The following is a 25,648-nucleotide window of genomic DNA, read 5'->3' on the forward strand; positions in this document are numbered from 1 at the left end:
GAAGTGACGATGAAGATGACGAAGCCGCGAACGGTCGATGCAGAGCAGGACCTGGCACTCTTGATGGACCGTCTGCGGGCGACCTACGCGAGCGGACGCACACGCGGCGCGGCGTGGCGAGCCGCGCAGCTCGAGGGGCTGATCCGCTTCCTCGAGGAGTGCGAGGCGGACATCGCGGAGGCGTTGGCGAGCGACCTGGGGCGCAACGACTTCGAGTCGTGGTTCGGTGACGTCGCGCCGCCGAAGGGGGACGCGGAGCTCGCCCTCAAGAACCTGAGGCGGTGGATGCGGCCCCGGCGGCGTCGAGTGCCCTTGACCCAGCTTCCGGCCAGCGCCCACATCCAGTACGAGCCGCTGGGCGTCGTCCTGGTGATCGGACCGTGGAACTACCCGGTGAACCTCTCGTTGGGCCCGATGGTCGCTGCGCTCGCCGCCGGCAATTGCGTGGTGCTCAAGCCCTCGGAGGTCGCGCCCGCGACCTCGCGCCTGATGGCCGAGAAGCTCCCGGAGTACCTCGACTCCGACGCCGTGGTGGTCGTGGAGGGCGACGGTGTGGTCACGCAGGCCCTCCTCGCGCTCGGGTTCGACCACGCGTTCTTCACCGGAGGCACCGAGATCGGCCGCAAGATCATGGCGGGCGCGGCGAACACTCTCACGCCGGTCATCCTGGAGCTCGGCGGGAAGAGCCCTGCGATCGTCACGGCAGACTGCGACCTCGACGTCGTCGCCCGTCGGATCGCCTGGGTCAAGCTGATGAACTCGGGGCAGACCTGCATCGCGCCCGACTACGTCCTGGTCGACGAGTCGGTGAAGGAGGCGCTGGTCGACAAGCTTCGTGCGACCTTCCGGCAGTTCACCGCGGAGGAGCCGCGCGGCAAGCGGATCGTCAACCAGCGCCAGTTCGACCGTCTGCGGTCCTACCTCGAGCAGACGAAGGGAGTCGCTGTCGAAGGGGGAGGGTTCGACGAGTCGGGCCTGATGATCGACCCGACGATCCTCGTCGACCCGGACCCTAGTGAGCCGTCGATGACGGAGGAGATCTTCGGACCGATCCTGCCAGTCGTCGGCTATCGCACCCTCGACGAGGTCATCCGCTTCGTCAACAGCCGGCCCAAGCCGCTCGGGCTGTACGTGTTCGCGCGTGACCGGCGGGTCTCGACCCGTCTTGTCGACCAGATCCCTGCCGGTGGCGCCGTGGTCAACCACTGTGCGATCCACTACCTGATCCCGAGCCTGCCGTTCGGTGGCGTCGGAGCGAGCGGCATGGGCGCCTACCACGGGGAGTGGGGCTTCCAGGCCCTCAGCCACCGCAAGTCGGTGGCGGTCAAGGGCTTCCGGCCGGACCTCGCCATCACCTACCCGCCGTACGGCGATCGCGCGAAGGCGCTCATGCGCAAGCTGTTCTGAGAGGGGTCCGTCGACGTCCGGCGCTGGGCGCTACTTCTTCCCCAGCAGCCGGGCGTCACCGAGGATGCGCTGCAGCGACCAGAGCAGATGTTCCCTGCTGTGCTCGGCGGAGATCATCTCGAAGCCGATCAGCGTGCTGAGGCCCCAGACGGTGAACTGCTCAGCCAGGTCGGGGCCGACGATCTCGGTCATCGCCTGGTGGACCACGTGATAGCGGCCGTCATCGACCTTCTGCTGGATGGCGCCCACTCCATCATCGACGCCGGCCCAGACCCTGATCGCAGCCTCGGTCCGGTGGAGGAGGTCGGAGCTCGCCTCGGCCAGGAGCGTGAGGCGCTCGACCGGGTCGGCCGCCCGCTGGGCGATCTCGACCGTCGTCACCGTCCGCTCGAGAAGCCAGGTGTCGAGGAGTGCTGTGGTGAAGTCCTGCCAGTTGTCGAACGAGTGGTAGAACGAGCCGGTCGTGACACCGAGCTTCTTGCACAGGGGCGCGAGCTTCAGGCCGCCGTAGCCGTCGGTACCTAGGATCTCGTAGGCAGCGGCGAACCAGGACTCCCGCAACGCCTCGTTGCGTCGTGCCGGTTTCTCACTCATCCCGCTCCCTCGCTTCTCGAGCCACGGAGGGCCGGTAACGTAAGTTACCTTACTGAGGACGGGCGGCGCATCCTGCGCCTCATGGTTGTCGAGGGCGGTCGACGTGGCGACAGGTTCGAAGGAGCGGTACTTCGAGGCCGCTATCGACCTCTTGGCCGACCGCGGACCGCGCTCGCTGACGCTGAACCGGTTGTGCGAGCAGGTCGGGCTGACGACGGGATCCTTCTACCGTCACTTCGCGAGCTGGGCAGCCTTCAAGGAGGCGCTGCTCGCCGACTGGCTGCGCCAGCGCACGCTGCTGCCCTTCGCGGCGGCGGGGGAGCGCCCTGACGCCTTCGAGGCTGTCAACGTCCTGATCGGCGACGCCTGCGAGCTCCCCCATCGGACCGAGGCTGCCCTTCGATCCTGGAGCCTGGCCGATCCGGACGTAGCTGCGGTACAGGCCACGATCGACCGGATCCGCGTCGATTCCACCATGGACGCACTCGCCCGGTTGGGGGGAGACCCGACGCGGGCTCGCCACTTCGCCGTGATGAGCCAGTTCGTCCTCATCGGTTTCCAGCAGATGCGCTCTGAGGGTGATGTCGAGTACCTGCGCTGGGCCCTGTGTCGAGTCTTCGAGGAGTTCCTGGATCCTGGAAAACATAAGTAAACTTATGCTACCTTGAGAGCGGGCGCAGGGAGCGCCCGCTCGACCTCGAGGAGGGGCGGCATGGCCTTCAAGGACGCGGACGAGGTCCGCCACTACATCGGCAGCGTCTTCCAGGCGGGCTTCGACGACCCCGAGATCGGGCCCAAGATGCAGGCGACGGGGATCGTCGTGAAGTTCGCCTTCACCGACCCCGACGCCGACTTGGTCGTCGACATGGCCAAGCAGGAGATCGGCGAGGGTGCCGGCATGGCGGAGCCGATCGCGATCATGCGGATGACCGCTGAGCTCGGCAGTGCCTACTGGCAGGGCAAGGTCAACCTCCCGATCGCCATGGCGCGCGGCAAGATCAAGGTCGACGGCAACGTCGCGAGCCTGCTCAAGCTCGCCCCGCTCGGCAAGAAGCTCTTCCCGAAGTACGTCGAGACCCTTCAGGCCGAGGGTCGCAGCGACCTCGTCGTCGCCTGAGTCGACAGCGCGCCCGTCAGGCGACGGCGTACCGGTCGATCCCGTCCTGGGCGGCGAGGACCAGTGCGCCGTCGTCGGCGAGGACGGTCAGGTGGGCGGCAGCCTCGAGCACGGCCGTCATCTGGTGCACCGTCTCCAGGTCGTGGAGCGACCGCTCGCGGCGGGTCCAGGTCATGCCGGCCGCTACTTCTTGAGCCGTCGATCGGCCCCGCGACACGAGGTCGCGGATCACCTCGAGACGCTCCTCGTGGTGCTGGATCAGCTCCGCTGCCCGGTCGGCGGCCGCGCCGCCCACCGCGCCGTGCGCCGGGAGCATCTGGTGCCGCGGCATCTCGGTGACGATCCGCAGCGAGCTCAGATAGCTCGTCAGCGAGCGCCGGTCGGGCTCGCGCTCGTAGGCGATCGACGGCGTGATCCGGGGCAGCACGTGGTCGCCCGTCAGGAGCAGGTGGTCCTCGGTCACCTCGAAGCACACGTGGCCGCGCGTGTGTCCGGGTGTGGCCACCGCCCGGATCGTCGTCCCGCCCAGGTCGATGACCTCGGCGTCGTCGATCCATGCGGCGGGGACGTCGAAGTCCATCGCCGCCTCGTGCGGCTCGACCGGGATCGAGGCGACCTCGGTCGCCAGGAGGTCGGCGCCGGCCCGACGCAAGAGGTCGACCTGGCGCGGAAAGGCGCCGTCCAGCTCTCGCCACGCGTGGATGCTGTCGGCATCCTCGCGTCCGAGGTGCACCGGGATGCCGAGCTCGCCCTGCCAGGTGATGCCCTGGGTGTAGTGGTCCCAGTGGTGGTGCGTGGTCAGGATCCTCGAGATCGACCGGATGTCCACGCCCAGCAGGTCCAGTCCCTCGCACAGGGTGCGGTCCGTGTCGGGTGAGGACCAGCCGGGGTCGACCAGCACCGTCTCGTCGGCGCCGCGCACGACGTAGCAGTTCACGCTGGTCAGCCCGACGAGGGGGAGCGGCAGCTCGATGAGAGCGACGCGGTCGGTGATGTCGTGAGCGGTGACCATGAGGTATTCTTAATCTAAATTAGAATCTGGTCGCAAGATGAGGAGAATCACGTCATGGCTGGAGTAGAGGGTCGGGTCGTCGTCGTCACGGGCGCAGGAGGCGGTCTCGGCCGCGAGTACGCGTTGTTCCTGGCTAGCGTCGGCGCCAAGGTGGTCGTCAACGACCTCGGGGGCGCGCGCGACGGGAGCGGGGCCGGCTCCGCGATGGCCGACGACGTGGTCGCCGAGATCAAGGCGGCCGGTGGTGAGGCGGTGGCGAGCTACGACAGCGTCGCGACCGAGGAAGGCGCTGCGTCGATCGTGAGCACCGCTCTCGACACGTTCGGTGCCGTGCACGGCCTGGTCAACAACGCCGGGATCCTCCGCGACATGTCGTTCGCCAAGATGACCACCGAGTCGTGGGACCTGGTCCGTTCTGTCCACCTCGACGGCGGCTACTACCTGAGCAAGGCCGTGTGGCCGCACTTCCGCGAGCAGGGGTTCGGCCGCATCGTCATGGCGAGCTCGACCAGTGGACTGTTCGGCAACTTCGGGCAGGCCAACTACGGCGCGATGAAGGCCGGCCTCGTCGGCCTCATGAACACCTTGAAGCTCGAAGGTGCCCGCGACAACATCCTCGTCAACGCGATCGCCCCGATGGCGGCCACGCGGATGACGGCCGACATCGCTCCTCAGGAGATGCTCGACAAGCTCCCGCCTTCCTTCGTCTCTCCGGTGGTCGGCTACCTGCTGACCGAGGAGAACGCGGAGTCGGGATCGGTGTTCGTCGTCGGCGGCGGCCAGGTCTACCGGGTGGCCCAGTTCCAGAACGCCGGCGTCGTCTTTCCCGAGCCCCCCAGCCTCGGCGAGGTCGCCGAGCGGTGGGCCGACATCACCGACCTGTCGGACGTGAAGCTCGGGAAGAACCCGGTCGGTTAGAAAGCGAGCGACGCGCCACGCTCACCTCGCGAGGAGGTCGAGCGTGGCGTGGTCGCTGACGAAGGCCGCGATCCGCCTGATCGCGGCGAGCGTGTAGTCCCGGGGTTGGAGCTCCGGCTCGAACCGGGTCCCGCCGAGAGTGAACAGCCCGAATGCGAGGGCATGCAGCGGGTGGGTCCGGTAGGCGGTCCACGCCTCGTCGAACGACGGCCCGGTCCGCACGCCCCGCGACGCGAGCTGAGCGCAGTAGGTCCGCACCAGCTCCTCCTCCCAGGCACGCCGGTTCTCGGTCGCCAGGCAGCCCGCGAGGGCGTAGGAGAGGTCGAGCGCCCAGTGGCCCACGGCCACGCACTGCCAGTCGTAGAGGCCCATCTGCCCGTCCGGGTCGCGCAGCCAGTTGCCGAGGTGCAGGTCCTGGTGCAGCAACGTCGGTGGGGCCTCCGCGTGCAGCTCCAACGAGCGCCGGAACGCGGGATAGAGCTCGTGGCGGCGACGGCCCAGGTCGTCGGCCATGACCGCGACGGCACGGTCGAACCCGCGCATGGTCCGGCTCTCGAACCCGACGCGGCGGTCGAGGTCGGCCTGCCAGCGGTCGGCCCGCTTGAGCGCCGAGAGGTCGGTGCGGAAGCGAGGGCTGTCCCACATCGCTGCGTGGTACGACGCCAGCTGCTCGACGATCGCGTCCGCGTCCTCACGGGTGACGGTGTTGTCCATCGGAGCCGGGAACGACCAGCCCGTGCTCGTGAGGTCCTCGAGGAGGACGAACGAGCGTCGGGTGCGTCGGTCGAAGCCTGCGTGGAAGGCCCGCGGGCTGCGCACGTCGAGGTCGCCGCGGATGCGGGTGTAGAAGACGGCCTCGCCCTCGGTGATGTCGGTCAGGCCGAGGAGGAGCCGGGAGAAGACCCCGGCCGCCGCTTTGCTGAACAGCTGGGTCGGCAGGCCGGCCTGTCGGCCGACCGCGTTGTACTCGACGCGGATCGCGCGACGTGACGAGGTGCCGTCCGACCCGCCGGTGATCTCCAGGGAGGTGACGGCGGCACCGGGCGTGCCCCCGCACAGGGCGGCGGTCAGCCACTCGGTCGTCAGGGCATCGGCCGTCGGCGGGACCTCGGCGAGGTCGCGGAGGGTGATCGCCGGACCGATCCGCTCGCGGGCGACGCCCCCGACGACGGCGCCGGCCATCGCCAGCATGGATGCCTTCTCGATCAACGACATGCGGTTCTCCAGGTTCGGTGAAGTGGATTCCCGCCCGGCCGCGCGGGGTGGTGCGCGGCCGGGCGGAAGCTCGTCGAAGGAGGTCAGCGGCCGGCGATGTCGCGGCCGATGATCTCCTTCATGATCTCGGTCGTTCCGCCGTAGATCGTCTGGATCCGGGTGTCGACATAGGCCTTGCCGACGGCGTACTCCCGCATGAAGCCGTAGCCGCCGTGCAGCTGGAGGCAGCGGTCGACGACTCGTTTCATCAGCTCGCTCACGTACCACTTGCCCTTGGCTGCCTCGACCGGCGTGAGGTTCCCCGCGTTGAAGGCGACGACCGAGGCGTCGACGTAGGCCTGGGCGACGTCGAGCTCGGTCTCGATCTCCGCCAGCGTGAACCTCGTGGCCTGGAGGTCGACGAGACGCTTGCCGAACGCCGTCCGGTCCTTGAGGTAGTCGACCGTCTGCTCGTAGATCGCGCGCGCGGTGGTGATCGACTGGTTGGAGACACCGAGCCGTTCACGGGGGAGGTGGCTCATCAGGTAACGCAGGCCCTGGCCCTCCTCGCCGAGGAGGTTCTCCGCCGGCACCCGGGCGTCGGTGAAGTAGAGCTCGGAGGTGTCCTGTGCGGGGAGCCCGATCTTGTCGAGCTTGCGTCCGCGCTCGAAGCCCGGGGTGTCGTCGGCCTCGACCATCAGGAGGCTGAAGCCGTTGGAGCCACCTTCGGGATCGGTGCGGACGGCCAGCACGATCAGGTCGGCCATGATCCCGCTGGAGATGAACGTCTTCTGTCCGTTGACGACGAAGTGGTCGCCGTCGCGACGCGCGGAGGTGCGCATCCCCTGAAGGTCGCTGCCGGTGCCGGGTTCCGTCATCGCGAGGGCGCCGATGAGCTCGCCGGAGGCGAATCCGGGGAGCCAACGCTTCTTCTGCTCCTCGTTGCCGCGCCCGAGGAGGTAGGCGAGGAACAGGTCGTCCTGCAGCCCCAGGGTGACGCCGAACGAGATGGCGTTGACCTTGCCGATCTCCTCGCCGACGACCATCCGGTAGCGGTAGTCGGTGACGCCGCTGCCGCCGTACTCCTCGGGGACCTGGAGGGCGTAAAGGCCCGCCTCGGCCGCAGCCTGGAACACCTCCCGGGGGATCCAGCGCTCGTCGTCCCAGTCGTCCTTGTGGGGGACGACCTCGCGCGCGAGGAACTCACGGACGGTCTCGCGGTAGGCCTCGTGGTCGGCCTCGTAGAGGGTGCGCTCCATCAGCTCAGATCCTCTCGATGATGGTGACGTTGGCCTGGCCGCCGCCCTCGCACATCGTTTGCAGGCCGTAGCGGCCGCCGGTGCGCTCGAGCTCGTGCAGCAGGGAGGTCATCAGGCGCGCGCCCGTGCAGCCGATCGGGTGGCCGAGGGCGATCGCGCCGCCGTTGGGGTTGACCTTCGCGGGATCGGCGTTGAGCTCGATGTTCCAGGCGAGGACGACCGGGGCGAACGCCTCGTTGATCTCGACGACGTCGATGTCGTCGATGGTCAGGCCGACCTTCTTGAGAGCGTGCTGGGTGGCCGAGATCGGCGCGGACAGCATCATCACGGGGTCGTCGCCGCGGACGGAGAAGTGGTGGACCCGCGCCCGCGGCGTCAGGCCGTGCTGGTCGACCGCACGCTCGGAGGCGATGAGCAGCGCGGCGGCACCGTCGGAGATCTGCGAGGCCACGCCCGCGGTCAGGACGCCGTCGGGGACGAGGGTCTGAAGACCGGACATCTTCTCGCGGGTCGTGTCGCGTCGCGGGCCCTCGTCGGTGGAGATGCCCGCGATCGGCGTGATCTCGCGCTCGAAGTAGCCGGCGTCGATCGCAGCGATCGCCCGCTGGTGGCTCTGGTAGGCCCACGCCTCGCAGTCGTCACGGGTCAGCTTCCAGTGCGCAGCCATCATCTCGGCGCCGCGGAACTGGGAGATCTCCTGGTCGCCGAAGCGCGCCTGCCATCCCTCGCATCCCGACCACGGGTCGACGGAGCCGAACGGCTCGCCGGCGCCGAACGCGCTCAGGATCGGGAACTGGCTCATCTTCTGCACGCCGCCGGCGACGACCAGGTCCTGGGCTCCGCTCATCACGCCCATCGCCGCGAAGCTGACCGCCTGCTGCGCGGAGCCGCACTGGCGGTCGATCGTGACGCCCGGGACGGACTCGGGGTACCCCGCGGCCAGGGCAGCCGTACGCGCGATGTCGCCCGCCTGGGCGCCGATGTTGTCGAGGCATCCCAGCACGACGTCGTCGATCGCTGCGGCGTCGATCCCCGACCGGGAGACGAGCTCGCGGAGCGTGTGGGCCGCCAGGTCGGCGGGATGGACGCCGGCCAGGCCACCGTTGCGGCGGCCTACGGGCGTACGGACAGCGTCGACGATGTACGCCTCGGGCATGGGTTCCTCCTAGGTCTGGTGCAGGTCGGCCGCTCGTGCTGGGCGTTGACTCCTGCGTCCCTTGGACCTTAATCTATTTTGGATTAAATTCCTAGAAAGGCCGACCAGTGAAGATCTACGACGGGCTCATCGAGTTCGCGGAAGCCGAGGGGGACGATCTCGGCACGTCGGAGTGGATGGAGATCGATCAGCAGCGCATCGACACGTTCGCCGATGCGACGGGGGACCACCAGTGGATCCACGTCGATCCGGCGCGGGCTGCGGAAGGACCGTTCGGAGCCACGATCGCTCACGGCTTCCTCACGCTGTCGCTGCTGCCGGTCCTCATCAACCAGCTCTACCGGGTCGACAACGTCACGATGGCCGTGAACTACGGCCTCGACAAGGTGCGCTTCATGGCGCCTGTGCTGGTCGGGAGCAAGGTGCGTGCCTCGACCAAGGTGCTGGTCGTCAGCAAGCTCGAGGCCGCCGTCCAGGCGACCTTCGAGACGACCTTCGAGATCGAGGGCGCGGACAAGCCGGCTGCCGTCGTCCAGAGCATCGTGCGGTACGTCGGGTGACGGCCCTTCTCGAGGGCCGCACCGCGATCGTCACCGGCGCGGGGCAGGGCATCGGCCTCGCGATCGCGCGGACGATGGTGGGTCACGGCGCCAGCGTCACGATCGCCGACCTCGATGCCGAACGGGCCGCCGCTGCCGCACAGGAGCTCGGAGCTCGGGCACGGGGCGTCGGCTGCGATGTGACGGACGAGGCGGCCGTGACGACCCTCGTGGAGGGGGCCGTCGAGGCCTGGGGCGGCCTGGACGTCCTGGTGAACAACGCGGGGATCACGAGGGACGCGTCGCTTCGGAAGATGACCCTCGCCGACTTCCAGGCGGTGACGACGGTCCATCTCCAAGGCACCTGGTTGGGGATCCGGGCGGCCAGCGACGTCATGCGCGCAGCCCAGCGGGGCAGCATCGTCAACATCTCGTCGATGTCCGGCAAGGTCGGCAACCCGGGCCAGACCAACTACAGCGCGGCCAAGGCCGGGATCGTCGGCATGACCAAGGCGGCCGCCAAGGAGCTCGCGCACCACGGGGTGCGCGTCAACGCGGTGCAGCCCGGCCTGATCCGGACGCCCATGACCGAGGCCATGGCTCCGGAGGCCTACGCGGCGACGGCGGCGACCATCCCGATGCGGAGAGCCGGTGAGCCCGACGAGGTGGCGAACGTCGTGGCGTTCCTCGCGTCCGACCTGGCCAGCTACATGACCGGGGCCGTGCTCGAGGTGTCCGGCGGGAGGGGGATGTGAACAGCGAGTGGAGCGGTCCCGTGCGGCTGGAGGTGGCGGACGGCGTCGGATGGATCACTCTCGAACGGCCTGAGGCGATGAACGCCGTGACGACCGCGCTGGCGATCGCGCTGGAGCAGGCGATCCTCGCCGCGGGGGAGAACCCGTTGGTCAACGTCGTCGTCATCCGGGGTGCCGGCGGGAACTTCTGCGCCGGTGGGGACTTCGACGAGGTCCAGCGGCTCCGCGCGGAGGGAACTGACGCCCTGCGTCGGCTCTTCGCCGCGTTCCGAGCGGCCTGCGCTGCGGTCGAGCTGGTGCAGGAGCCGGTCATCGCCGCGGTCGAAGGCGTCGCCATGGCGGGCGGCTTCGAGCTGATGCAGACCTGCGACGTCGCGCTCGTGCGTCACGACGCCAAGCTCTCCGACAACCACGCGAACTTCGGGATGGTGCCCGGCGGCGGTGGCTCGCAGCGGCTCCCGCGGCTCGTCGGCCGTCAGCGCGCGCTCGGGCTCCTTCTCTCCGGCGACCGGATCTCCGGTGTGGAGGCCGTCGAGTGGGGTCTGGCGTACCGCTCCTACTCCTCCGACTCCTTCGACCGCGAGGTCGCGGCCTTCGCGAACAAGCTGGCGGGACGCCGGCCCGATGCACTCGCCTCGATCAAGCGCCTGGTGCGCGAGGGGCTCAAGGGTGACCTCGAGGCGGGTCTCGACCTCGAGATGGACGTCGTCGTGGACCACATCGCCGGCACGGCCGGCTCAACCAGCGTGTCGGCGTTCGCCGGCCGGAAGGAGGTCGGCCGATGACTGCCGAGAACCCCGGGGACCTCGTCCTCCTCGACGTCGTCGACGGCATCGCCAGGATCCGGCTCAACCGCCCGGAGTCCGCGAACGCCGTCGACGCACTGCTGCTTCGGGAGCTCCACGAGAAGATCCTTCGCTGTCACGCCGACCCGACCGTGCGGGTGGTGATCCTCAGCGGCGAAGGACGCAACTTCTGTGCCGGCGGCGACGTCAAGACGTTCGCGAGCAAGGGAGAGGCTCTGCCCGACTACCTGCGTGAGGCGACCGCCTGGCTCCAGCTCGCCACGGCAGCCCTCATCCAGCTCAAGGCGCCCGTCATCGTCAAGGTGCAGGGCTTCGCAGCCGGCGGCGCTGGGTTCGGCTTCGTGTGCGCTGCCGACCTGGTGGTCGCGGGCGAGGGAGCGAAGCTCTTCTCGGGTGCCGTGCGCGTGGGCATGGCGCCGGACGGCGGCACCACGGTGACCCTGGCGCGCATCGTCGGGCTGCGCCGGGCGATGGACCTGCTGCTGACCAACCCGACGTTGTCCGCGGCCGAGGCCCGCGACCTCGGGATCGTCTCGCGCGTCGTCCCCGACGCTGATCTCGACGACGCCGTCGACGGGCTGGCTGCGGAGCTGGCGGCCCAGCCGCCCCTCGGGCTGACCGCCACGAAGCGGCTCGTGTGGGACGGGCTCGGCGCGACGGTGGCCGAGCGGCTGTCGGAGGAAGCACGCGTCGTGTCCGAGCTGTCCGGGACGGCCGACAGCCGCGAGGCGCTCGCCGCGGTGATCGAGCGCCGCCCCGGCGTCTACCAGGGGCGATGACCGATGACTGTGGTCGATGCAGTGCGCGAGCTCGAGGGAGGCACGCCTGCCGGGCCGTGCCTGGTGCCGGGGGTGCCGGTCAGTCGCGCGCCCGCCGCGCCGGTGCTGGTCGAGGACCGCGGCCCGGTCCGCGTGATCACCCTGAACCGTCCCGAGGTCAGGAACGCGATCAATCTCGACCTGCGCTACGCGCTCGCCGACGCGGTCGAGGCTGCCGACGCTGACCCGAGCGTGAGGGCGATCGTGCTCACCGGCGCCGACGGAGCCTTCTGCTCGGGTGGTGACATCGCCACGATGCAGCGGGCGCCGCGGCACGAGACGACCGCGCGCGCCCAAGCGGCGCAGCGCGTCGTACGCGCGCTCTGGCACACGCCGAAGCCGGTGGTCGCCGCTGTCGAGGGGCCGGCGTTCGGGGCGGGTGCCGCGCTGGCGCTCGCCTGCGACCGGGTGGTGGCCGCGGCCGACGCGACCTTCGCGACGACGTTCACGACCGTCGGCCTGGCCGGCGACATGGGCATCTTCGCCTCCCTGCCTGCGCGGGTGGGACCCGCCCGGGCCCGGCAGATGCTGATGCTGGGCACCCGCGTCAGCGGGTCGGAAGCGGGGGCGATGGGGCTTGTGGACTGCGTGGTCGAGCCTGGCTCGGCGTTGGACGTCGCGATGGCTGACGCGACGATGCTCGCGGCGGGACCGCCGCTGGCGCTCGGCGTGATCAAGCAGATGCTCTCCGGGGAGCCCCGCCACCCCCTCGCCGTCCTCGACCTCGAGGTCCACAACCAGGTGTCCCTGTGGGACACCGACGACTTCACCGAAGGCGTCGCTGCCTTCGCCGAGCGGCGTCGACCGTCTTTCGGCACCCCGGCATTGCGTCGATCCGGCGATTAATCTAATCTTGATTAAAAGAACGGGGCGAGACGTGAGCCCGATCGCCGACCACTCCACCCAAGGAGGAAAACTCATGACCGCACTGGTCCCGTCGCCCGCCGAGGTCGTGGAGGGCGAGAGTCGCTATGACCGGCTGATCCAGCCCGCGCGCGTCCACGGCACGCTCTACACCGACCCGTCGATCTTCGCGGAGGAGCTGCGCAAGATCTGGCACAAGACCTGGGTCTTCGTCGGACACGAGAGCGAGGTGCCCGAGCCCAACGACTACGTCCGCAAGCAGCTCGCGGACCAGGACGTGGTCATGACGCGGGACAAGGACGGCGAGGTCCACCTCCTCATCAACCGGTGCGCACACCGCGGGTTGCAGGTGTGCGACGACAAGGCCGGCAACTCCAGCTCGTTCCGTTGCCCGTACCACGGCTGGACCTACCGCAACACCGGCGAGCTGCTCGGCTACCCATACAACAAGGGCTACGGCGGCAAGAACAAGCTGGAGCTCGGGATGGGGAAGGTCGCGCGCGTCGCGTCCTACCAGGGCTTCGTCTTCGGGAGTCTCGCGCAGGAGGGGCCGTCCCTCGAGGAGCACCTCGGTGCGGCGAAGGGCGAGATCGACCGGTTGGTCGGGCTCTCGCCCGAGGGCAAGGTCTCCCTCGACGCCGGCTGGCTGCGCCACCAGACCAAGGCGAACTGGAAGTTCCTCGCCGAGAACGAGACCGACGGCTACCATCCGCAGTTCGTCCACGGATCGATCTTCGGCGTGGCAGGTAGCCCGATCGGTGCGCTCTACAGCGACAACTCGACCGCCGTCACCCGGGCCCTCGGCGACGGCCACAGTGAGAACGACCTCCGCCCCGAGTTCCGTACCTTCGACGAGCCGATGCGCTGGTTCGGGACGACGCCCGACAAGGTCCCGGGCTACCTGGCGTCGATGGCGGAGTCGTACGGCGAGGATGCTCATCGACGCACCGTCGAGGGCGCCCCGCACGTGATGATCTTCCCCAACCTGTTCATCGCCGAGATCCAGGTCTTCAACATCCAGCCTGTCGGCGTGGGCGAGTGCGTCCAGTACTCCACGGCTGTCCAGTTCGCTGGTGGTCACGAGCTGAACATGCGGATGGTCTCGCAGTCGATCGGCTCCGTCGGCCCGGCCGGGATGCTGCTCGCCGACGACACCGAGATGTACGAGCGCAACCAGCGCGGGGTCGAGATGGCCGACCCGGAATGGCTCGACGTCCGCCGCGGACTGGTGCGCGAGACGGTCGACGAGGACGGGTTCACGATCGGTGCCGCCACCGACGAGACCGCGATGCGCGGGTTCTGGAGTCACTACAAGTCGCTGATGGAGGCCGACGCATGAGCGCCCACCTGACTGACCTTCCCCCGCGCCCGGACACCGCGGGCGAGCTGGTCGACGTCCCGGACGGGTGGGAGGTCCGGGACGTCGAGCAGTTCCTCTTCCGGGAGGCGCGGCTGGCCGACGAGAACGACTACGACGGATGGGAGGCGCTGTGGACCGACGACGCCATCTACTGGGTCCCGGTCGACGGTGAAGGTGACCACCCGCGCACGACCGTCTCCATCATCTTCGACAACCGCAGCCGGATCTCGACCCGGATGAAGCAGGTCAAGACCGGCAAGCGGTACGCGCAGGCCCCTCCATCCAACCTCCGGCACATCCTCGGAAACATCGAGCTGATCGGCGGGCGGATCAATGCGGCCGGTGGCACTGACCTGGAGGTGAGTGCGAACTTCCTGGCGCTCGAGTCCCGTGCCCGGGGCAACCAGCTCTGGGGTGGCCGGACGACCTACCGGATCCGGCGGATCGACGGGGAGATCCGACTGGCCTACAAGAAGGTCGTGCTCGTCGACAACGACAAGGCCGTGCCCACGCTCGGCTTCCTGGTCTGAGGCCGGCCATGAACGACGAGATGCACGCGGTCGGCGAGGGCCCGCGCCACGAGGTCACCCTCGACGAGGGAGCCGCGGGCGCCACGGTCCCCGCCGGCAGGGTGGTCGAGAGCGAGTTCGCCTCGGTCGCGGTGCGCCTCGACGAGCAGGGCAACTCGGTACGACTCCGGGTCGAGGACCTTCGGTCGGGACGAGTCCGCTTTCTCGACGCCCTCGAGCTGGAGACGGTGGTCTGGCTCGAGGACGGCCACCTGACCCAGCTGCTCGATCCGTCCCACGAGCGGTGGCGTGGGTGACCTCGATCGACCTCGCGCGCTTCGTCCGGCCAGGTGACACCCTCACGTGGGGCCAGACCTGCGCCGAGCCGAGCACGCTCGTGGAGGAGGTGGTCCGCCAGGCCGACGGGATCGGAGGGCTGCGCTGCTTCGTCGGGATCCCCGCCGAGAGCGCGCTGACGGCGGACACCCTGCCGGCCGGTCTGACGGTCCACTCCTACTGCGGCTCCGGCAGCAACGCCGCGCTGCACGACGCGGAGGCGCTCGAGATCTGGCCGGTCCACTACTCGACCCTGCCCTCGCTCCTGTCCGGCGGGGAGCTGCACGTCGACGTCGTCCTCGTCCAGGTCTCGCCGCCCGACGAGCAGGGTCGCCACAGCCTCGGGTTGGGCGACGACTACTTCTCGGCCGCGATCGACAGTGCGCGCGTCGTCATCGCCGAGATCAACGACCAGGTCCCGTTCACGCTCGGGGCTCGGACCATCACCTCCGACCAGATCACCGCGGCGATCGAGGTCTCGCGCCCCCCTGTCGAGCTACCGACCCCACCGATGACCGACGACGTGCGCGCCGTGGCCCGGCAGGTCGCCGGACTGGTCCCCGACGGCGCCACCCTCCAGTTCGGGATCGGTGCGCTACCGGAGGCGGTCCTCGCCGAGCTGTTCGAGCACCGCGACCTCGGCATCCACTCGGGCATCCTCAACGACACCGCGATGAAGCTCGTCGAAGCCGGCGTCGCCAACGGACGACGCAAGTCGCTCGACCGCTGCATCGCGGTCGCCGGTCTGTTCGGAGGGACCTCGGACCTCTTCCGCTGGGCGCACCGCAATCCCGCCGTCGAGCTCCGGTCGACGGCCTACACCCACGACCCGTCCGTCCTCGCGAGGTCGCACCAGCTGGTCGCCGTCAATGCCGCGATCGAGGTCGACCTCACCGGACAGGTCAACTCCGAGCTCGCCGGCGGCCGGTACGTCGGTGCCGTCGGCGGTGCCGTGGACTTCATCCGCGGCGCCAACGCCTCGCCCGGCGGGGTGCCGATCGTCGCCCTGCCGTCGACGATCCGGGGGAGGAGCCGGATCGTCTCCCAGCTGTCCGGACCCGTCAGCACGCCGCGCGCCGAAGGCGTGGTGGTGGTGACCGAGCACGGGAGTGCCGACCTCCGCGGCGCCACCCTGGCTCAGCGCGTCGAGCGCATGATCGCCATCGCCCACCCCGACCACCGAGCAGAACTCGAGGCCGACGCCGAAGGCGTCCTGGTGTCGAGGTGAGGAGAACAGCACCATGACAACCAGACGCGCAGCGATCGTCGCGCCGGTCCGCACCGCCGTCGGCGGGTTCGGGGGGAGCCTGCAACCGCTGAGGGCCGAGGAGCTCGCGGAGCAGGCGATCCGCTCGCTGGTCGACCGCAGCGGGATCGACCCGACCGCGATCGAGGACGTGGCCTTCGCGCAGTCCTACGCGAACTCCGAGGCCCCGTGCATCGGACGGTGGGCGGCGCTCGCCGCCGGTCTGCCGATCGAGGTTCCCGGGTTCCAGGTCGACCGCCGGTGCGGTGGGGGCCTCCAGGCCGTGATCACTGCCGCGATGACGGTGCAGACCGGCGCCGCCGACGTGGTGATCGCCGGGGGTGTCGAGTCGATGAGCAACATCGAGCACTACACGACGACCGCTCGGTGGGGCTCCCGCACCGGCAACCAGGTGCTCTACGACCGGCTGGACCGCGGACGTGAACGGTCCCAGCCCGAGGAGCGCTTCGGCCGGATCAGCGGGATGATCGAGACCGCCGAGAACCTCGCGGTGAAGTACGGCGTCGGCCGCGACGAGTCGGATGCCTTCGCCGTTCGCAGCCACCAGCGGGCGGCCGCGGCGTGGGAGTCGGGTGCCTTCGCGGCGGAGGTGGTCCCGGTCCGGGTCCCGCAACGTCGCGGCGACGACGTGGTCTTCGACCGCGACGAGGGGGTGCGGCCCGGGTCCTCGCTGGAGACGCTCGCGAAGCTGCGCACGATCACGGCTGGGGGCACGGTCACCGCCGGCAACGCTGCTCAGCAGAACGACGCCGCGGCGGCCTGCCTCGTGGTGGCGGAGGACCGGCTGGACGAGCTGGGCCTGGAGCCCATCGCCTGGTTCGAGGGGTGGGCCGCTGCAGGGGTGGACCCCGCGTGCATGGGGATCGGCCCCGTTGCCGCGGTGGAGCGACTCTTCGCCCGCACGGGCGTCGGGTTCGACGACCTGGACCTGATCGAGGTCAACGAGGCGTTCGCCGTCCAGGTGCTCGCGGTCCTGAAGGGCTGGGGCCTCACCTTGGACGAGGTCGACGACAGGCTGAACGTGAACGGCTCCGGCATCTCGCTCGGGCACCCCATCGGCGCGACGGGGGTCCGGATCCTCACCACCATGCTGCACGAGCTCGACCGGCGCCGCGGTGGCCTTGCGCTCGAGACGATGTGCATCGGCGGCGGCCAGGGCATCGCGGCTCTCTTCCGGGGGGTGGCCTCGTGAGCATCGGGATCCTCGCCTACGGCGCCTATGTCCCGGCCTACCGGCTGGGACGCGACAGCGGCCTCCGTGGCCGCCGGGTCGTGGCCTCGTTCGACGAGGACGCCACCACCATGGCAGTCGAGGCGGCCCGGGGCATGACGACCGAGGCCTCGCTGTGGTGGGCCACGACCTCCCCGCCGTACCTCGACAAGACCAACGCAGCGGCCGTGCACGCGGCCCTGCGGCTCCCGCCCTCGGTCCCGGCGGCCGACCTGATCGGGTCCGTGCGGTCCACCTTCGCAGGTGTCCGCGCTGCGCTGGCGACCGGCGGCCTGGTCGTCGCCTCCGACGTGCGGCTCGGCAAGCCGGGCTCGCTCGACGAGCGCGCCGGCGGCGACGGTGCCGCAGCCCTCCTGCTCGGCGAGGGGGAGGCGGTCGCCGAGGTGCTCGGGCTCGCGTCCCGGACGCTCGAGCTCCTGGACCGCTGGCGCGACCCCCGTCGTGCGACGGGGGAGCAGTGGGAGGAGCGGTTCGGCTTCGAGCAGTACGCCGGGCTCGTGCGCGACGTCGCGGCCGAGCTCCTCACTGAGGCCGGCCTTCCGGAGGCAGACCACGTCGTGATCACGAGCGGCAACGCCGGCATCACAAAGCGGCCGGAGGTTCTCGTCAAGGGCGCGCGCTCCACGGTCGGGTCGCCCATCGGCTTCGCCGGCGCGGCGGACCCGCTGCTCGGCCTCGCGGCGGTCCTGGACGTAGCGGGCCCTGACGAGACGATCCTGGTCCTCTCGGCGACTGACGGCTGCGACGGCCTCCTGCTCAGGACGACCGCCCGATTGCCTGGTCATCGAGCGCCACGGCCTGTCGCCGACCAGGTCGAACGCGGTCGCGACGTGCCCTACCCGACGTACCTCTCCTGGCGCGGCCTCCTCGAGCGCGAGCTCCCACGGCGGCCCGAGCCCGACCGTCCGGCGGGACCTCCCTCGTCCCGAGCGGGCGGGTGGAAGTTCGGGTTCGCCGGATCCCGCTGCGTCGAGTGCGGCTTCCTCCACCTGCCCCCGCTGCGGGTGTGCCGGGCGTGCTCGAGCCTCGATGCCATGGAGGCGCTGTCGGTCGCGGACCTGACCGGCACGGTCGCCACGTTCACGGTCGACCACCTGGCCTTCTCGCCGTCGCCGCCCGTCGTCGACGTCGTCGTCGACTTCGCCGGGGGAGGGCGGACGACCCTGGAGGTCGCCGACGCAGATCCGGACGCGCTCTCGGTGGGCTCCGAGGTGGGACTGACGTTCCGGCGGCTGTTCACCGCCGGAGCCGTCCACAACTACTTCTGGAAGGCGGTGGTCCGCTGATGGCCAGCAAGGGGATCAAGGACGCGGTCGCGATCGTCGGCATGGGCTGCACCCGGTTCGGGGAGCGGTGGGAGTCCTCGACGGACGACCTCCTTCTCGACGCGGTCGGGGAGGCCCTCGGCGCGGCCGGGGTCCAACGGGACGACGTCGACGCCTACTGGCTGGGCACCCTGTCGTCCGGCCAGTCCGGGCTGACACTCAGCCGACCGCTCGGCATCGACTACAAGCCGGTGACCAGGGTCGAGAACTACTGCGCGACGGGATCGGAGTCCTTCCGCAACGCCTGCTACGCGGTGGCGTCCGGCGCCTACGACCGGGTGATGGCCGTGGGGGTCGAGAAGCTGAAGGACTCGGGCTTCTCCGGGCTCCTACGGGCCGATCCGCCCTCCGACGGCACCGCTGCCGAGCTCTCGCTGACGGCGCCTGCGGCGTTCTCCCTCCTGGACCCGGCCTACACGAACAAGTACGGCGTCGACCCCGGCGCCATGCGGGAGGCGATGACGCACGTCGCCTGGAAGAACCACGTCAACGGCGCGCTCAACCCGAAGGCGCAGTTCCGCAAGGAAGTCACGCGGGAGACGATCGACCGTGCGCCCAAGGTCGCCGGTCGGCTGGGGATCTTCGACTGCTCGGGGGTGTCGGACGGGGCCGCTGCGGCGCTGATCGTCCGGGCCGAGGAGGCCTACGACTACACCGACCGCCCGATCTTCGTGAAGGCGCTCTCGCTGGCGGCCGGCCCGATGCGCGGTGGCCTCGACCCGGCGTACGACTTCACCACCTTCCCCGAGGTGGTCCGCTCCGCTGCCGATGCCTACGCCCAGGCGGGAATCACGGACCCGAGGTCCGAGATCTCGCTCGCCGAGGTGCACGACTGCTTCACCCCGACCGAGATCGTCCTCATGGAGGACCTCGGGTTCACCGACCGCGGGCAGTCCTGGAAGGACGTCCTCGCCGGTGAGTTCGATCGTGATGGTCGGCTCCCCGTCAACGTCGACGGTGGCCTGAAGTCGTTCGGCCACCCGGTCGGTGCGAGCGGGCTCCGGATGCTCTACGAGGTCTGGCTCCAGCTGCGGGGCGAGGCGGGCGCGCGGCAGCTCGCCGGCCCGCGGCTGGCGCTGACCCACAACCTCGGTGGCCGCCCCGGCGGGTGCGTGTCGTTCGTGTCCGTCGTCGGCAACCAGCGCGGCTGAGCCAGCTGCTGCGGGCCCACTAGCGCGAACGCATAATTTAATCTATCTTCGATTCTATGGAGGATGTCTTGGCCGCCGCACCTGAGCGCGCGCTGCTCGAGGGCTTGTATGCCGCCCTCGCGGCGGGCGACCGGCCCACCATCCACGCCTGCATGTCCGAGGACTTCGTCGGGCGCGTGACCGCCGGCCTCCCGTTCGGCATCGGTGGGGAGCACGCTGGGCCGGACGCGATGATCGACGAGGTCTGGTTCGCGATCGGTGCGCGGTGGCGGGTGCGCGCTGTACCCGAGCGTTGGACGTCGCTGGGTGAGGGGCGGGTCCTGGTCGAGGGGACCTACGAGGGCAAGGGGCGTCGCAGTGGACAGCCGCTGAGCGCTGCGTTCACCCACGTCTGGGAGGTCCGGGACGGGCTCGTCTGCGGCATCGTGCAGACCACCGACTCGGCGTCCTTCCTCGCGGCGCTGGACCGCTCCGAGACCCCGCTGCAGACCATGTCGTTGTCGGTCGTGAACGGGCTGGCGACGCTGCGGCTCTCGCGCCCCGACCGCCGCAACGCCATCGACCAGCGCGTCGCCGACGAGCTCCTCGAGGCCGCCCTCCGGGTGGCCGGGGACCCGAGCGTCCGCGCGCTGCTGGTGGTCGGGGACGGCCCGGACCTGACCGTCGGCGGCGACATCGGCTACTTCACCGCGAACGCCGGCGAGGACATGGGTGCGCTGCTGCGCCGGATGACCACTCCGTTCCACCTGGCCTTCCAGGTCCTGGCCAATCTGGACGCCCCGATCATCACCGTCGCCCAGGGTTCCGTCGCCGGCGGCGGGATCGGGCTGGTCTACGCCGCCGACGTCGTGATCGCGTCCGACGACGCGCGCTTCGTCACGGCCTTCGGTGCGATCGGCCTCAGCGGCGACGGCGGTGGCACGTGGCACCTCCCACGCCGGATCGGGCCCGCCCGGGCTTCGTGGGCCTACCTCGCGAACGAACCGATCCGCGCGGACGAGGCCCTCGAGCTCGGCCTCGTCACCGAGGTCGTGCCGGTGCTGGAGGCGCGCCAGCGGGGCGTGGCCATCGCTGATCGCCTCGTCGCCGGCCCCACCCGCGCCTACGGACAGATGCGCGCCCTCCTGCGGGACTCCTGGTCCCGCAGCCTCTCCGACCAGCTGCACGCGGAGACGGCGGCGCTGGTCGCCACCGGACGCACCGCAGACGCACGAGGAGCCGTCCAGGCCTTCCTCGACAAGCAACGCCCAACCTTCGAAGGAGCCTGACGATGCCGGGACTGATCCACGACACCGACGACCACCGCGCGATCCGCGAGAGCGTCGCGAAGATCTGCGCGCGGTACGACCAGCGCTACTTCCTCGAGCGCTCGCGCGCCGGCGAGGACGTCACCGAGCTCTGGCAGGAGCTGGGCCAGGCCGGGCTCCTCGGCGTCCACCTCCCCGAGGAGTACGGCGGAGGTGGCGGTGGCATGCAGGACGCCGTCGTCGTCGTCGAGGAGCTGTCGGCCCACGGCCTGCCCATGCTCGTGTGGGTCATCTCCCCGGCCATGATCGGCTCGATCCTGGCAGCGCACGCCTCGGAGGAGATGAAGCAGGAGTGGCTCCCCGGCATCGCCGCGGGCACCAAGAAGATCGCGTTCGGTCTCACCGAGCCCGACGCGGGATCCAACAGCCACGAGGTCGCAACGACGGCCACCCGGGACGGGGACGGGTGGCGGATCAGCGGATCGAAGTACTACATCTCCGCGATCGACCAGTGCGACGCCGTCCTGCTCGTCGCTCGCGACGCGGACCTCTCGACGCCGGACAAGAAGAAGCTCTCGATCTTCGTCATCCCGACCGACGCCCCCGGTCTGAGCTTCCAGAAGATCGACACGTCGATCGTCTCGCCCGACAAGCAGTTCAGCGTGTTCCTCGACGACGTCCGCGTCGGCCCCGAAGCCCTCGTCGGTCAGGCCGGCGAGGGCCTGCGCCAGGTCTTCGCGGCGCTCAACCCGGAGCGCATCCTGGTCGGAGCGATCACCTCCGGTGTGGGTCGGTACGCCGTCGAGAAGGCGTCGGACTACGCCAAGAACCGTGCCGTCTGGAACGTCCCGATCGGCCAGCACCAGGGCATCGCCCACCCGCTCGCCGCCGCGCACATCGACGTCGAGGTCGCCCGCCTCGCCACGCAGAACGCTGCGCGCCTGTACGACGAGGACGCGCACGGCGTCGCCGAGGCGGCCAACATCGCGAAGTACGTCGGTGCCGAGGCCGCGCTCAAGGCGCTCGACCAGGCGATCCAGGTCCACGGCGGCAACGGCCTCTCGCACGAGTACGGGCTCTCGGAGCTGTGGTTCGTCACCCGGCTCATGCGCACCGCTCCCGTCAGCCGGGAGATGGTCCTCAACTTCGTCGCGCAGACCTCGCTCGGCCTGCCGCGGTCCTACTGACAACCAGGAGCAACAGACATGACTCAGCACTTCGACGCGATCGTCATCGGGGCCGGGGCCGGTGGTCTCTTCACTGCTGCTCGGCTGCAGCACCAGGGCTACCGCACCATCGTCATCGAGCGTCTCGACAAGGTGGGCGGCCGCGCCTCCACGACCGACGTGAACGGCTTCCAGGTCAACGACGGGGCGATCGTCATCGAGGTCGGCGGCGTCACCGAGCGCACCTGTCGCGAGGTGGGCGCGCCGTTCGACATCCGTGAGCCCAGCCCACCGATCCTCTACCGGATCAAGGGCAAGGACGTCGACGTCACCGGTGGCGGCTGGGGCTTCCTGCTCCAGAAGCTCACCCGGCAGGGGGCGAAGCTCGTCGGCGGCATCGGAGCGGCGCGCAAGGACGATGGGCTGCCCGAGGAGGAGATGACGCTTCACGAGTGGGTCTCGAAGTACACGAAGAACGAGGGTGTGCACGGCATCTTCCGCAACATGGCGGCGTCGGTCTTCGCGGTCGGCTCGGAGGACCTGCCGGCCCGCGTCTTCCTGACGTACTTCACGCGCAAGAGCGCGTTCAAGCGATTCGGATTCCACCCCGAGGGGACCATCGGTCTCTGGAAGGGGCTCGCCGCGACGATCGAGCGCGACGGCGGCGAGGTCCGTCTCTCGACGGAGGTGGAGCGGATCCTGCTCGACGGTGACCGCGTCACCGGCGTCGTCCTCGCGGGCGGCGAGACCCTCCATGCGCCCGTCGTGGTGAGCAACGTCGGCCCGGCCGCCACGGTGCGCCTGCTCGGGGAGGACAACGTGCCTGCTGAGTTCCAGGAGACGGTCAAGCGCAACGACCGGCCGACCGCGATGATCACCGTGAACTTCGCCAGCCAGGAGCGGCTCATCGACGCTCCCGGAATGCTGAGCTTCGCCACGTCGCGCCGCCTGGCCTACATCGCGAACTACACCGACATCTGCCCGGAGATGGCGCCCGACGGGTGGCACCTCTACGTCGGCACGGGTGTCCCGAAGCCGTCGGTCGGCGTCTTCGACGAGGAGGCCGAGTATGCGCTCCTCCTCGACGACCTCCGGGAGACGATCCCTGGGTTCGACGAGCGGGCGCGGATCCTCAGCAAGGTCACGACGAAGGACGAATGGCCGCCGCAGCGCGCGGTCGCGGGCTTCGACATGACCCACGACACGCCCTTCGCCGGTCTGTGGAACGTCGGGGACGCGGTGAAGGAGTACGCCAACGGCGGCACCACGGCGTGCGCGGAGACCGCAGAGATCGTGGTCGGCAAGATCACTGCGGCGTTCGCCCCTGCCGGTTCTTGAATTCAAATTAGAAACGGGACTTCACAGCGAGCATAAGTCAAGTTATCCTCGCTGTAACAGTCCGTCCGAAGAGGGTGAGTTCCATGAAGTGTGTCGTCGACTTTGAGAAGTGCACGGGCCTCGGTATCTGCGAATCGCTCGCGCCGGAATTCTTCGAGGTCAATGACGATGGTGACCTCCTCCTGCTCAAGGAGGACATCACCGACGCGGAGCTGCAGGAGGTCGAGGAAGCCGTCGCCGGCTGCCCGACCGAGGCTCTGAGCATCGAGCGCTGATCGGTGGCTGTCGCCGATCCCTCTTGCCGCTTGGTCGTCGTCGGGGCTTCGCTCGCGGGTCTCCGCGCGGTCGAGGCGGCGCGCAAGGCCGGCTTCGAGGGCGAGATCGTCCTCATCGGCAAGGAGGACCACCTTCCCTACGACCGTCCACCCTTGTCCAAGGCCTTCCTCGGCGTTGCCGATGAGAGCGGCGTGCTGCCGGAGCCGACGTACTTCCGCACGGAGGAGACGCTCCGGGACGAGCTGGACGTCGACGTCCGGCTGGGGGTCGCGGCGACCGGCTTGGACACCGTGGGCCGGACGGTCCACCTCGGTGCCGAGACCGTTCGCTACGACCTCCTCGTCATCGCCACCGGCGCGCACCCGCGCCTGATCCCGGGTGCCGAGGGACTCGACGGCGTCTATCCGCTCCGCACCCTGGACGACTCGTTGGCGGTGCGGGCGAAGCTCGAGGAAGGTGCCCGCACGGTCGTCATCGGCGCGGGCTTCATCGGCTCGGAGGTGGCGTCGACTGCCCGGAAGCGGGGCCTCGACGCCACCATCATCGAGGCGCTCCCGACGCCGCTGGTGCGTGCGACGGGGCGCGACATGGGTGCCGCGATCGCGTCCTTGCACGAGAAGAACGGCACGGCACTCCGCTGTGGCGCGGGCGTCGCGTCGATCGAGGGCAACGGCAAGGTCGAGCGCGTCGTGCTCGATGACGGCACGGTCGTGGAGGCCGACCTCGTCGTGGTCGGCATCGGAGTCGTCCCGTCGGTGGACTGGCTGGCCGGGTCCGGCCTGATGCTCGACAACGGCATCGTGTGCGACGAGAACCTCTGGACCGGCGTTCCCGGGGTGTACGCCGCCGGGGACGTGGCGAGCTGGGTGAACCCGACGCTGGGCCAGCGGCAACGGATGGAGAACTGGACGGCGGCCGCCGAGCAGGGAGCCGCGGCTGCCCGCAACGCCCTGGATCCCGAGAACGCCAAGCCGTACGGCACGGTGCCGTACTTCTGGTCCGACTGGTACGACGTCCGCATCCAGTTCGTCGGCTCGCCGGAAGCCGACGAGGTGCTCCTCGTCGACGGCGACCCGGACGAGGGGAAGCGCTGGGTCGCGCTCTACCGCCGTGGCGACCGCCTGATCGGCGCGCTCACGGTGAACGGCCAGACCGAGATCATGAAGTACCGCGTGATGATCATGAAGGGCGCCGGTTGGGCCGAGGCGCTCGAGTTCGCCGACAAGCGGCGCGCAGCCCATGCCGAGAAGCTCGCCGCTGCCGGCGTGAGCTAGTCGAGTCCGACGCAGGGCCAGTCCGACGAAAGACAAGAGGGGGATCCGACGTGGGTGTCGATGTCGCAGTGACCAACCTGACCAAGCAGTTCGGCAAGCAGCTCATCTGGAAGGGCGTCACGCTGACGCTGCCTGCCGGTGAGATCTCCGTGATGCTGGGTCCGTCCGGTACGGGCAAGTCCGTCTTCCTCAAGGCGCTCATCGGCCTGATCAAGCCTGACGAGGGTTCGATCGTGATCGAGGGCACCGACATCGCCTCGTGCTCGGAGAAGGAGCTCTACGAGATCCGCAAGCTGTTCGGGGTGCTGTTCCAGGACGGCGCGATGTTCGGCTCGATGAACCTCTACGACAACGTGGCGTTCCCGCTGCGTGAGCACACGCGCAAGTCGGAGTCGGAGATCCGTGACATCGTCATGGAGAAGATGGACCTGGTCGGTCTGCTCGGTGCGGAGTTCAAGCTACCCGGTGAGATCTCCGGCGGTATGCGCAAGCGTGCGGGCCTGGCCCGCGCCCTGGTGCTGGACCCCGAGATCCTGCTGATCGACGAGCCGGACTCGGGTCTGGACCCGGTGCGTACCTCGTTCATCAACCAGCTGTTCGTGGACCTGAACGCCCAGATCGACGCGACGTTCCTGATCGTGACGCACGACGTCAACAGCGTCCGGATCGTGCCCGACCAGATCGGTCTGCTCTACCACAAGCACCTGGCCATGTACGGCCCGCGGGAGA

27 protein-coding genes are annotated in these 25,648 nt (G+C 69.7%); 22 read left to right on the forward strand and 5 right to left on the reverse strand.

The genetic code is table 11. The annotated features are described in order from the left end of the window. Positions 1-9: 9 nt before the first annotated feature. A complete protein-coding gene (locus tag H0487_RS05190; protein ID WP_220793102.1) occupies positions 10-1,407 on the forward strand; it encodes an aldehyde dehydrogenase family protein in 1,398 nt (465 codons plus the stop codon). Positions 1,408-1,437: 30 nt separating this feature from the next. Here H0487_RS05190 and H0487_RS05195 read toward each other — a convergent pair whose 3' ends face one another. After that, complete coding sequence (locus H0487_RS05195; RefSeq protein WP_183093163.1) at positions 1,438-2,001, reverse strand: TetR/AcrR family transcriptional regulator; 564 nt, start codon at positions 1,999-2,001, stop codon at positions 1,438-1,440. A gap of 103 nt (positions 2,002-2,104) precedes the next feature. Here H0487_RS05195 and H0487_RS05200 point away from each other — a divergent pair, with 103 nt between their 5' ends. Together H0487_RS05200 and H0487_RS05205 are read left to right on the forward strand one after the other, a co-directional pair. After that, entirely contained in the window at positions 2,105-2,653 is a 549-nt protein-coding gene (locus H0487_RS05200) for a TetR/AcrR family transcriptional regulator (RefSeq protein ID WP_312855828.1), read from the forward strand. Between the two features lie 60 nt (positions 2,654-2,713). Next, complete coding sequence (locus tag H0487_RS05205; RefSeq protein WP_183093165.1) at positions 2,714-3,118, forward strand: SCP2 sterol-binding domain-containing protein; 405 nt, start codon at positions 2,714-2,716, stop codon at positions 3,116-3,118. A gap of 16 nt (positions 3,119-3,134) precedes the next feature. Here the strand turns inward: H0487_RS05205 and H0487_RS05210 are convergent, their stop codons facing one another. Continuing rightward, positions 3,135-4,130, reverse strand: a complete 996-nt coding sequence (locus H0487_RS05210; protein WP_183093166.1) for an MBL fold metallo-hydrolase — start codon at positions 4,128-4,130, stop codon at positions 3,135-3,137. 54 nt (positions 4,131-4,184) lie between these two features. Here H0487_RS05210 and H0487_RS05215 point away from each other — a divergent pair, with 54 nt between their 5' ends. Further along, positions 4,185-5,048: an SDR family NAD(P)-dependent oxidoreductase gene (locus tag H0487_RS05215; RefSeq protein WP_183093167.1), complete on the forward strand. Its 864-nt coding sequence runs from the start codon at positions 4,185-4,187 to the stop codon at positions 5,046-5,048. Between the two features lie 21 nt (positions 5,049-5,069). On the opposite strand, the gene H0487_RS05220 is transcribed toward H0487_RS05215, so the two are convergent. From H0487_RS05220 to H0487_RS05230, 3 genes are all read right to left on the reverse strand, one after another. Then, the gene (locus H0487_RS05220; protein WP_183093168.1) at positions 5,070-6,263 is read right to left on the reverse strand and encodes an aminoglycoside phosphotransferase family protein; all 1,194 of its coding nucleotides are present in this window, start codon (positions 6,261-6,263) and stop codon (positions 5,070-5,072) included. 83 nt (positions 6,264-6,346) lie between these two features. After that, a complete protein-coding gene (locus tag H0487_RS05225) occupies positions 6,347-7,501 on the reverse strand; it encodes an acyl-CoA dehydrogenase family protein (RefSeq protein ID WP_183093169.1) in 1,155 nt (384 codons plus the stop codon). A 4-nt stretch (positions 7,502-7,505) separates the two neighbouring features. Next, entirely contained in the window at positions 7,506-8,657 is a 1,152-nt protein-coding gene (locus tag H0487_RS05230; RefSeq protein ID WP_183093170.1) for an acetyl-CoA C-acetyltransferase, read from the reverse strand. Positions 8,658-8,764: 107 nt separating this feature from the next. Between H0487_RS05230 and H0487_RS23220 the strand changes: the two genes are divergently transcribed. From H0487_RS23220 to H0487_RS05320, 18 genes are all read left to right on the forward strand, one after another. Then, positions 8,765-9,217, forward strand: a complete 453-nt coding sequence (locus tag H0487_RS23220; RefSeq protein ID WP_183093171.1) for a MaoC family dehydratase — start codon at positions 8,765-8,767, stop codon at positions 9,215-9,217. Continuing rightward, positions 9,214-9,951 (forward strand): 3-oxoacyl-ACP reductase FabG, encoded by a 738-nt coding sequence (gene fabG, locus H0487_RS23225; protein WP_183093172.1) that lies wholly within the window; start codon positions 9,214-9,216, stop codon positions 9,949-9,951. The genes H0487_RS23220 and fabG overlap by 4 nt, the downstream gene beginning before the upstream one ends. A 32-nt stretch (positions 9,952-9,983) precedes the next feature. Continuing rightward, positions 9,984-10,736, forward strand: a complete 753-nt coding sequence (locus tag H0487_RS05245) for an enoyl-CoA hydratase/isomerase family protein (RefSeq protein WP_312855829.1) — start codon at positions 9,984-9,986, stop codon at positions 10,734-10,736. Further along, the gene (locus tag H0487_RS05250; protein WP_183093174.1) at positions 10,733-11,536 is read left to right on the forward strand and encodes an enoyl-CoA hydratase/isomerase family protein; all 804 of its coding nucleotides are present in this window, start codon (positions 10,733-10,735) and stop codon (positions 11,534-11,536) included. The genes H0487_RS05245 and H0487_RS05250 overlap by 4 nt, the downstream gene beginning before the upstream one ends. A gap of 3 nt (positions 11,537-11,539) precedes the next feature. Continuing rightward, positions 11,540-12,421 carry an enoyl-CoA hydratase/isomerase family protein gene (locus H0487_RS05255; protein WP_183093175.1) on the forward strand — a complete coding sequence of 294 codons (882 nt, stop codon included), beginning with the start codon at positions 11,540-11,542 and terminating at the stop codon, positions 12,419-12,421. Positions 12,422-12,494: 73 nt separating this feature from the next. After that, entirely contained in the window at positions 12,495-13,778 is a 1,284-nt protein-coding gene (locus H0487_RS05260; protein ID WP_183093176.1) for an aromatic ring-hydroxylating oxygenase subunit alpha, read from the forward strand. Beyond that, a complete protein-coding gene (locus H0487_RS05265; protein WP_183093177.1) occupies positions 13,775-14,329 on the forward strand; it encodes an aromatic-ring-hydroxylating dioxygenase subunit beta in 555 nt (184 codons plus the stop codon). The genes H0487_RS05260 and H0487_RS05265 overlap by 4 nt, the downstream gene beginning before the upstream one ends. Before the next feature lie 8 nt (positions 14,330-14,337). Further along, positions 14,338-14,625 carry a hypothetical protein gene (locus H0487_RS05270; RefSeq protein WP_220793105.1) on the forward strand — a complete coding sequence of 96 codons (288 nt, stop codon included), beginning with the start codon at positions 14,338-14,340 and terminating at the stop codon, positions 14,623-14,625. Then, on the forward strand, positions 14,622-15,872 hold the full coding sequence (locus H0487_RS05275; RefSeq protein ID WP_183093178.1) for an acetyl-CoA hydrolase/transferase family protein: 1,251 nt from the start codon (positions 14,622-14,624) through the stop codon (positions 15,870-15,872). Before H0487_RS05270 ends, H0487_RS05275 begins: the two co-directional genes overlap by 4 nt. Before the next feature lie 13 nt (positions 15,873-15,885). Then, positions 15,886-17,103, forward strand: coding sequence for an acetyl-CoA C-acetyltransferase (locus H0487_RS05280; RefSeq protein ID WP_183093179.1), 1,218 nt, complete (start codon positions 15,886-15,888; stop codon positions 17,101-17,103). Next, positions 17,100-18,428: an OB-fold domain-containing protein gene (locus tag H0487_RS24195; RefSeq protein ID WP_183093180.1), complete on the forward strand. Its 1,329-nt coding sequence runs from the start codon at positions 17,100-17,102 to the stop codon at positions 18,426-18,428. The genes H0487_RS05280 and H0487_RS24195 overlap by 4 nt, the downstream gene beginning before the upstream one ends. Beyond that, positions 18,428-19,618, forward strand: a complete 1,191-nt coding sequence (locus H0487_RS05290; protein ID WP_183093181.1) for an acetyl-CoA acetyltransferase — start codon at positions 18,428-18,430, stop codon at positions 19,616-19,618. Before H0487_RS24195 ends, H0487_RS05290 begins: the two co-directional genes overlap by 1 nt. 56 nt (positions 19,619-19,674) lie before the next feature. Continuing rightward, on the forward strand, positions 19,675-20,886 hold the full coding sequence (locus tag H0487_RS05295) for an enoyl-CoA hydratase-related protein (protein ID WP_183093182.1): 1,212 nt from the start codon (positions 19,675-19,677) through the stop codon (positions 20,884-20,886). A 2-nt stretch (positions 20,887-20,888) separates the two neighbouring features. Beyond that, positions 20,889-22,052, forward strand: a complete 1,164-nt coding sequence (locus tag H0487_RS05300; protein WP_183093183.1) for an acyl-CoA dehydrogenase family protein — start codon at positions 20,889-20,891, stop codon at positions 22,050-22,052. An 18-nt stretch (positions 22,053-22,070) separates the two neighbouring features. Further along, a complete protein-coding gene (locus H0487_RS05305; RefSeq protein WP_183093184.1) occupies positions 22,071-23,369 on the forward strand; it encodes a phytoene desaturase family protein in 1,299 nt (432 codons plus the stop codon). 83 nt (positions 23,370-23,452) lie between these two features. Next, the gene (locus H0487_RS05310) at positions 23,453-23,644 is read left to right on the forward strand and encodes a ferredoxin (RefSeq protein WP_183093185.1); all 192 of its coding nucleotides are present in this window, start codon (positions 23,453-23,455) and stop codon (positions 23,642-23,644) included. Between the two features lie 30 nt (positions 23,645-23,674). After that, positions 23,675-24,919: an NAD(P)/FAD-dependent oxidoreductase gene (locus H0487_RS05315; RefSeq protein ID WP_220793106.1), complete on the forward strand. Its 1,245-nt coding sequence runs from the start codon at positions 23,675-23,677 to the stop codon at positions 24,917-24,919. Positions 24,920-24,969: 50 nt separating this feature from the next. Beyond that, positions 24,970-25,648: ABC transporter ATP-binding protein (locus H0487_RS05320; protein WP_183093090.1), on the forward strand; the 679-nt coding region annotated here is incomplete at its 3' end.

The organism is Nocardioides stalactiti (assembly GCF_014180715.1).
Lineage (GTDB): Bacteria > Actinomycetota > Actinomycetes > Propionibacteriales > Nocardioidaceae > Nocardioides > Nocardioides stalactiti.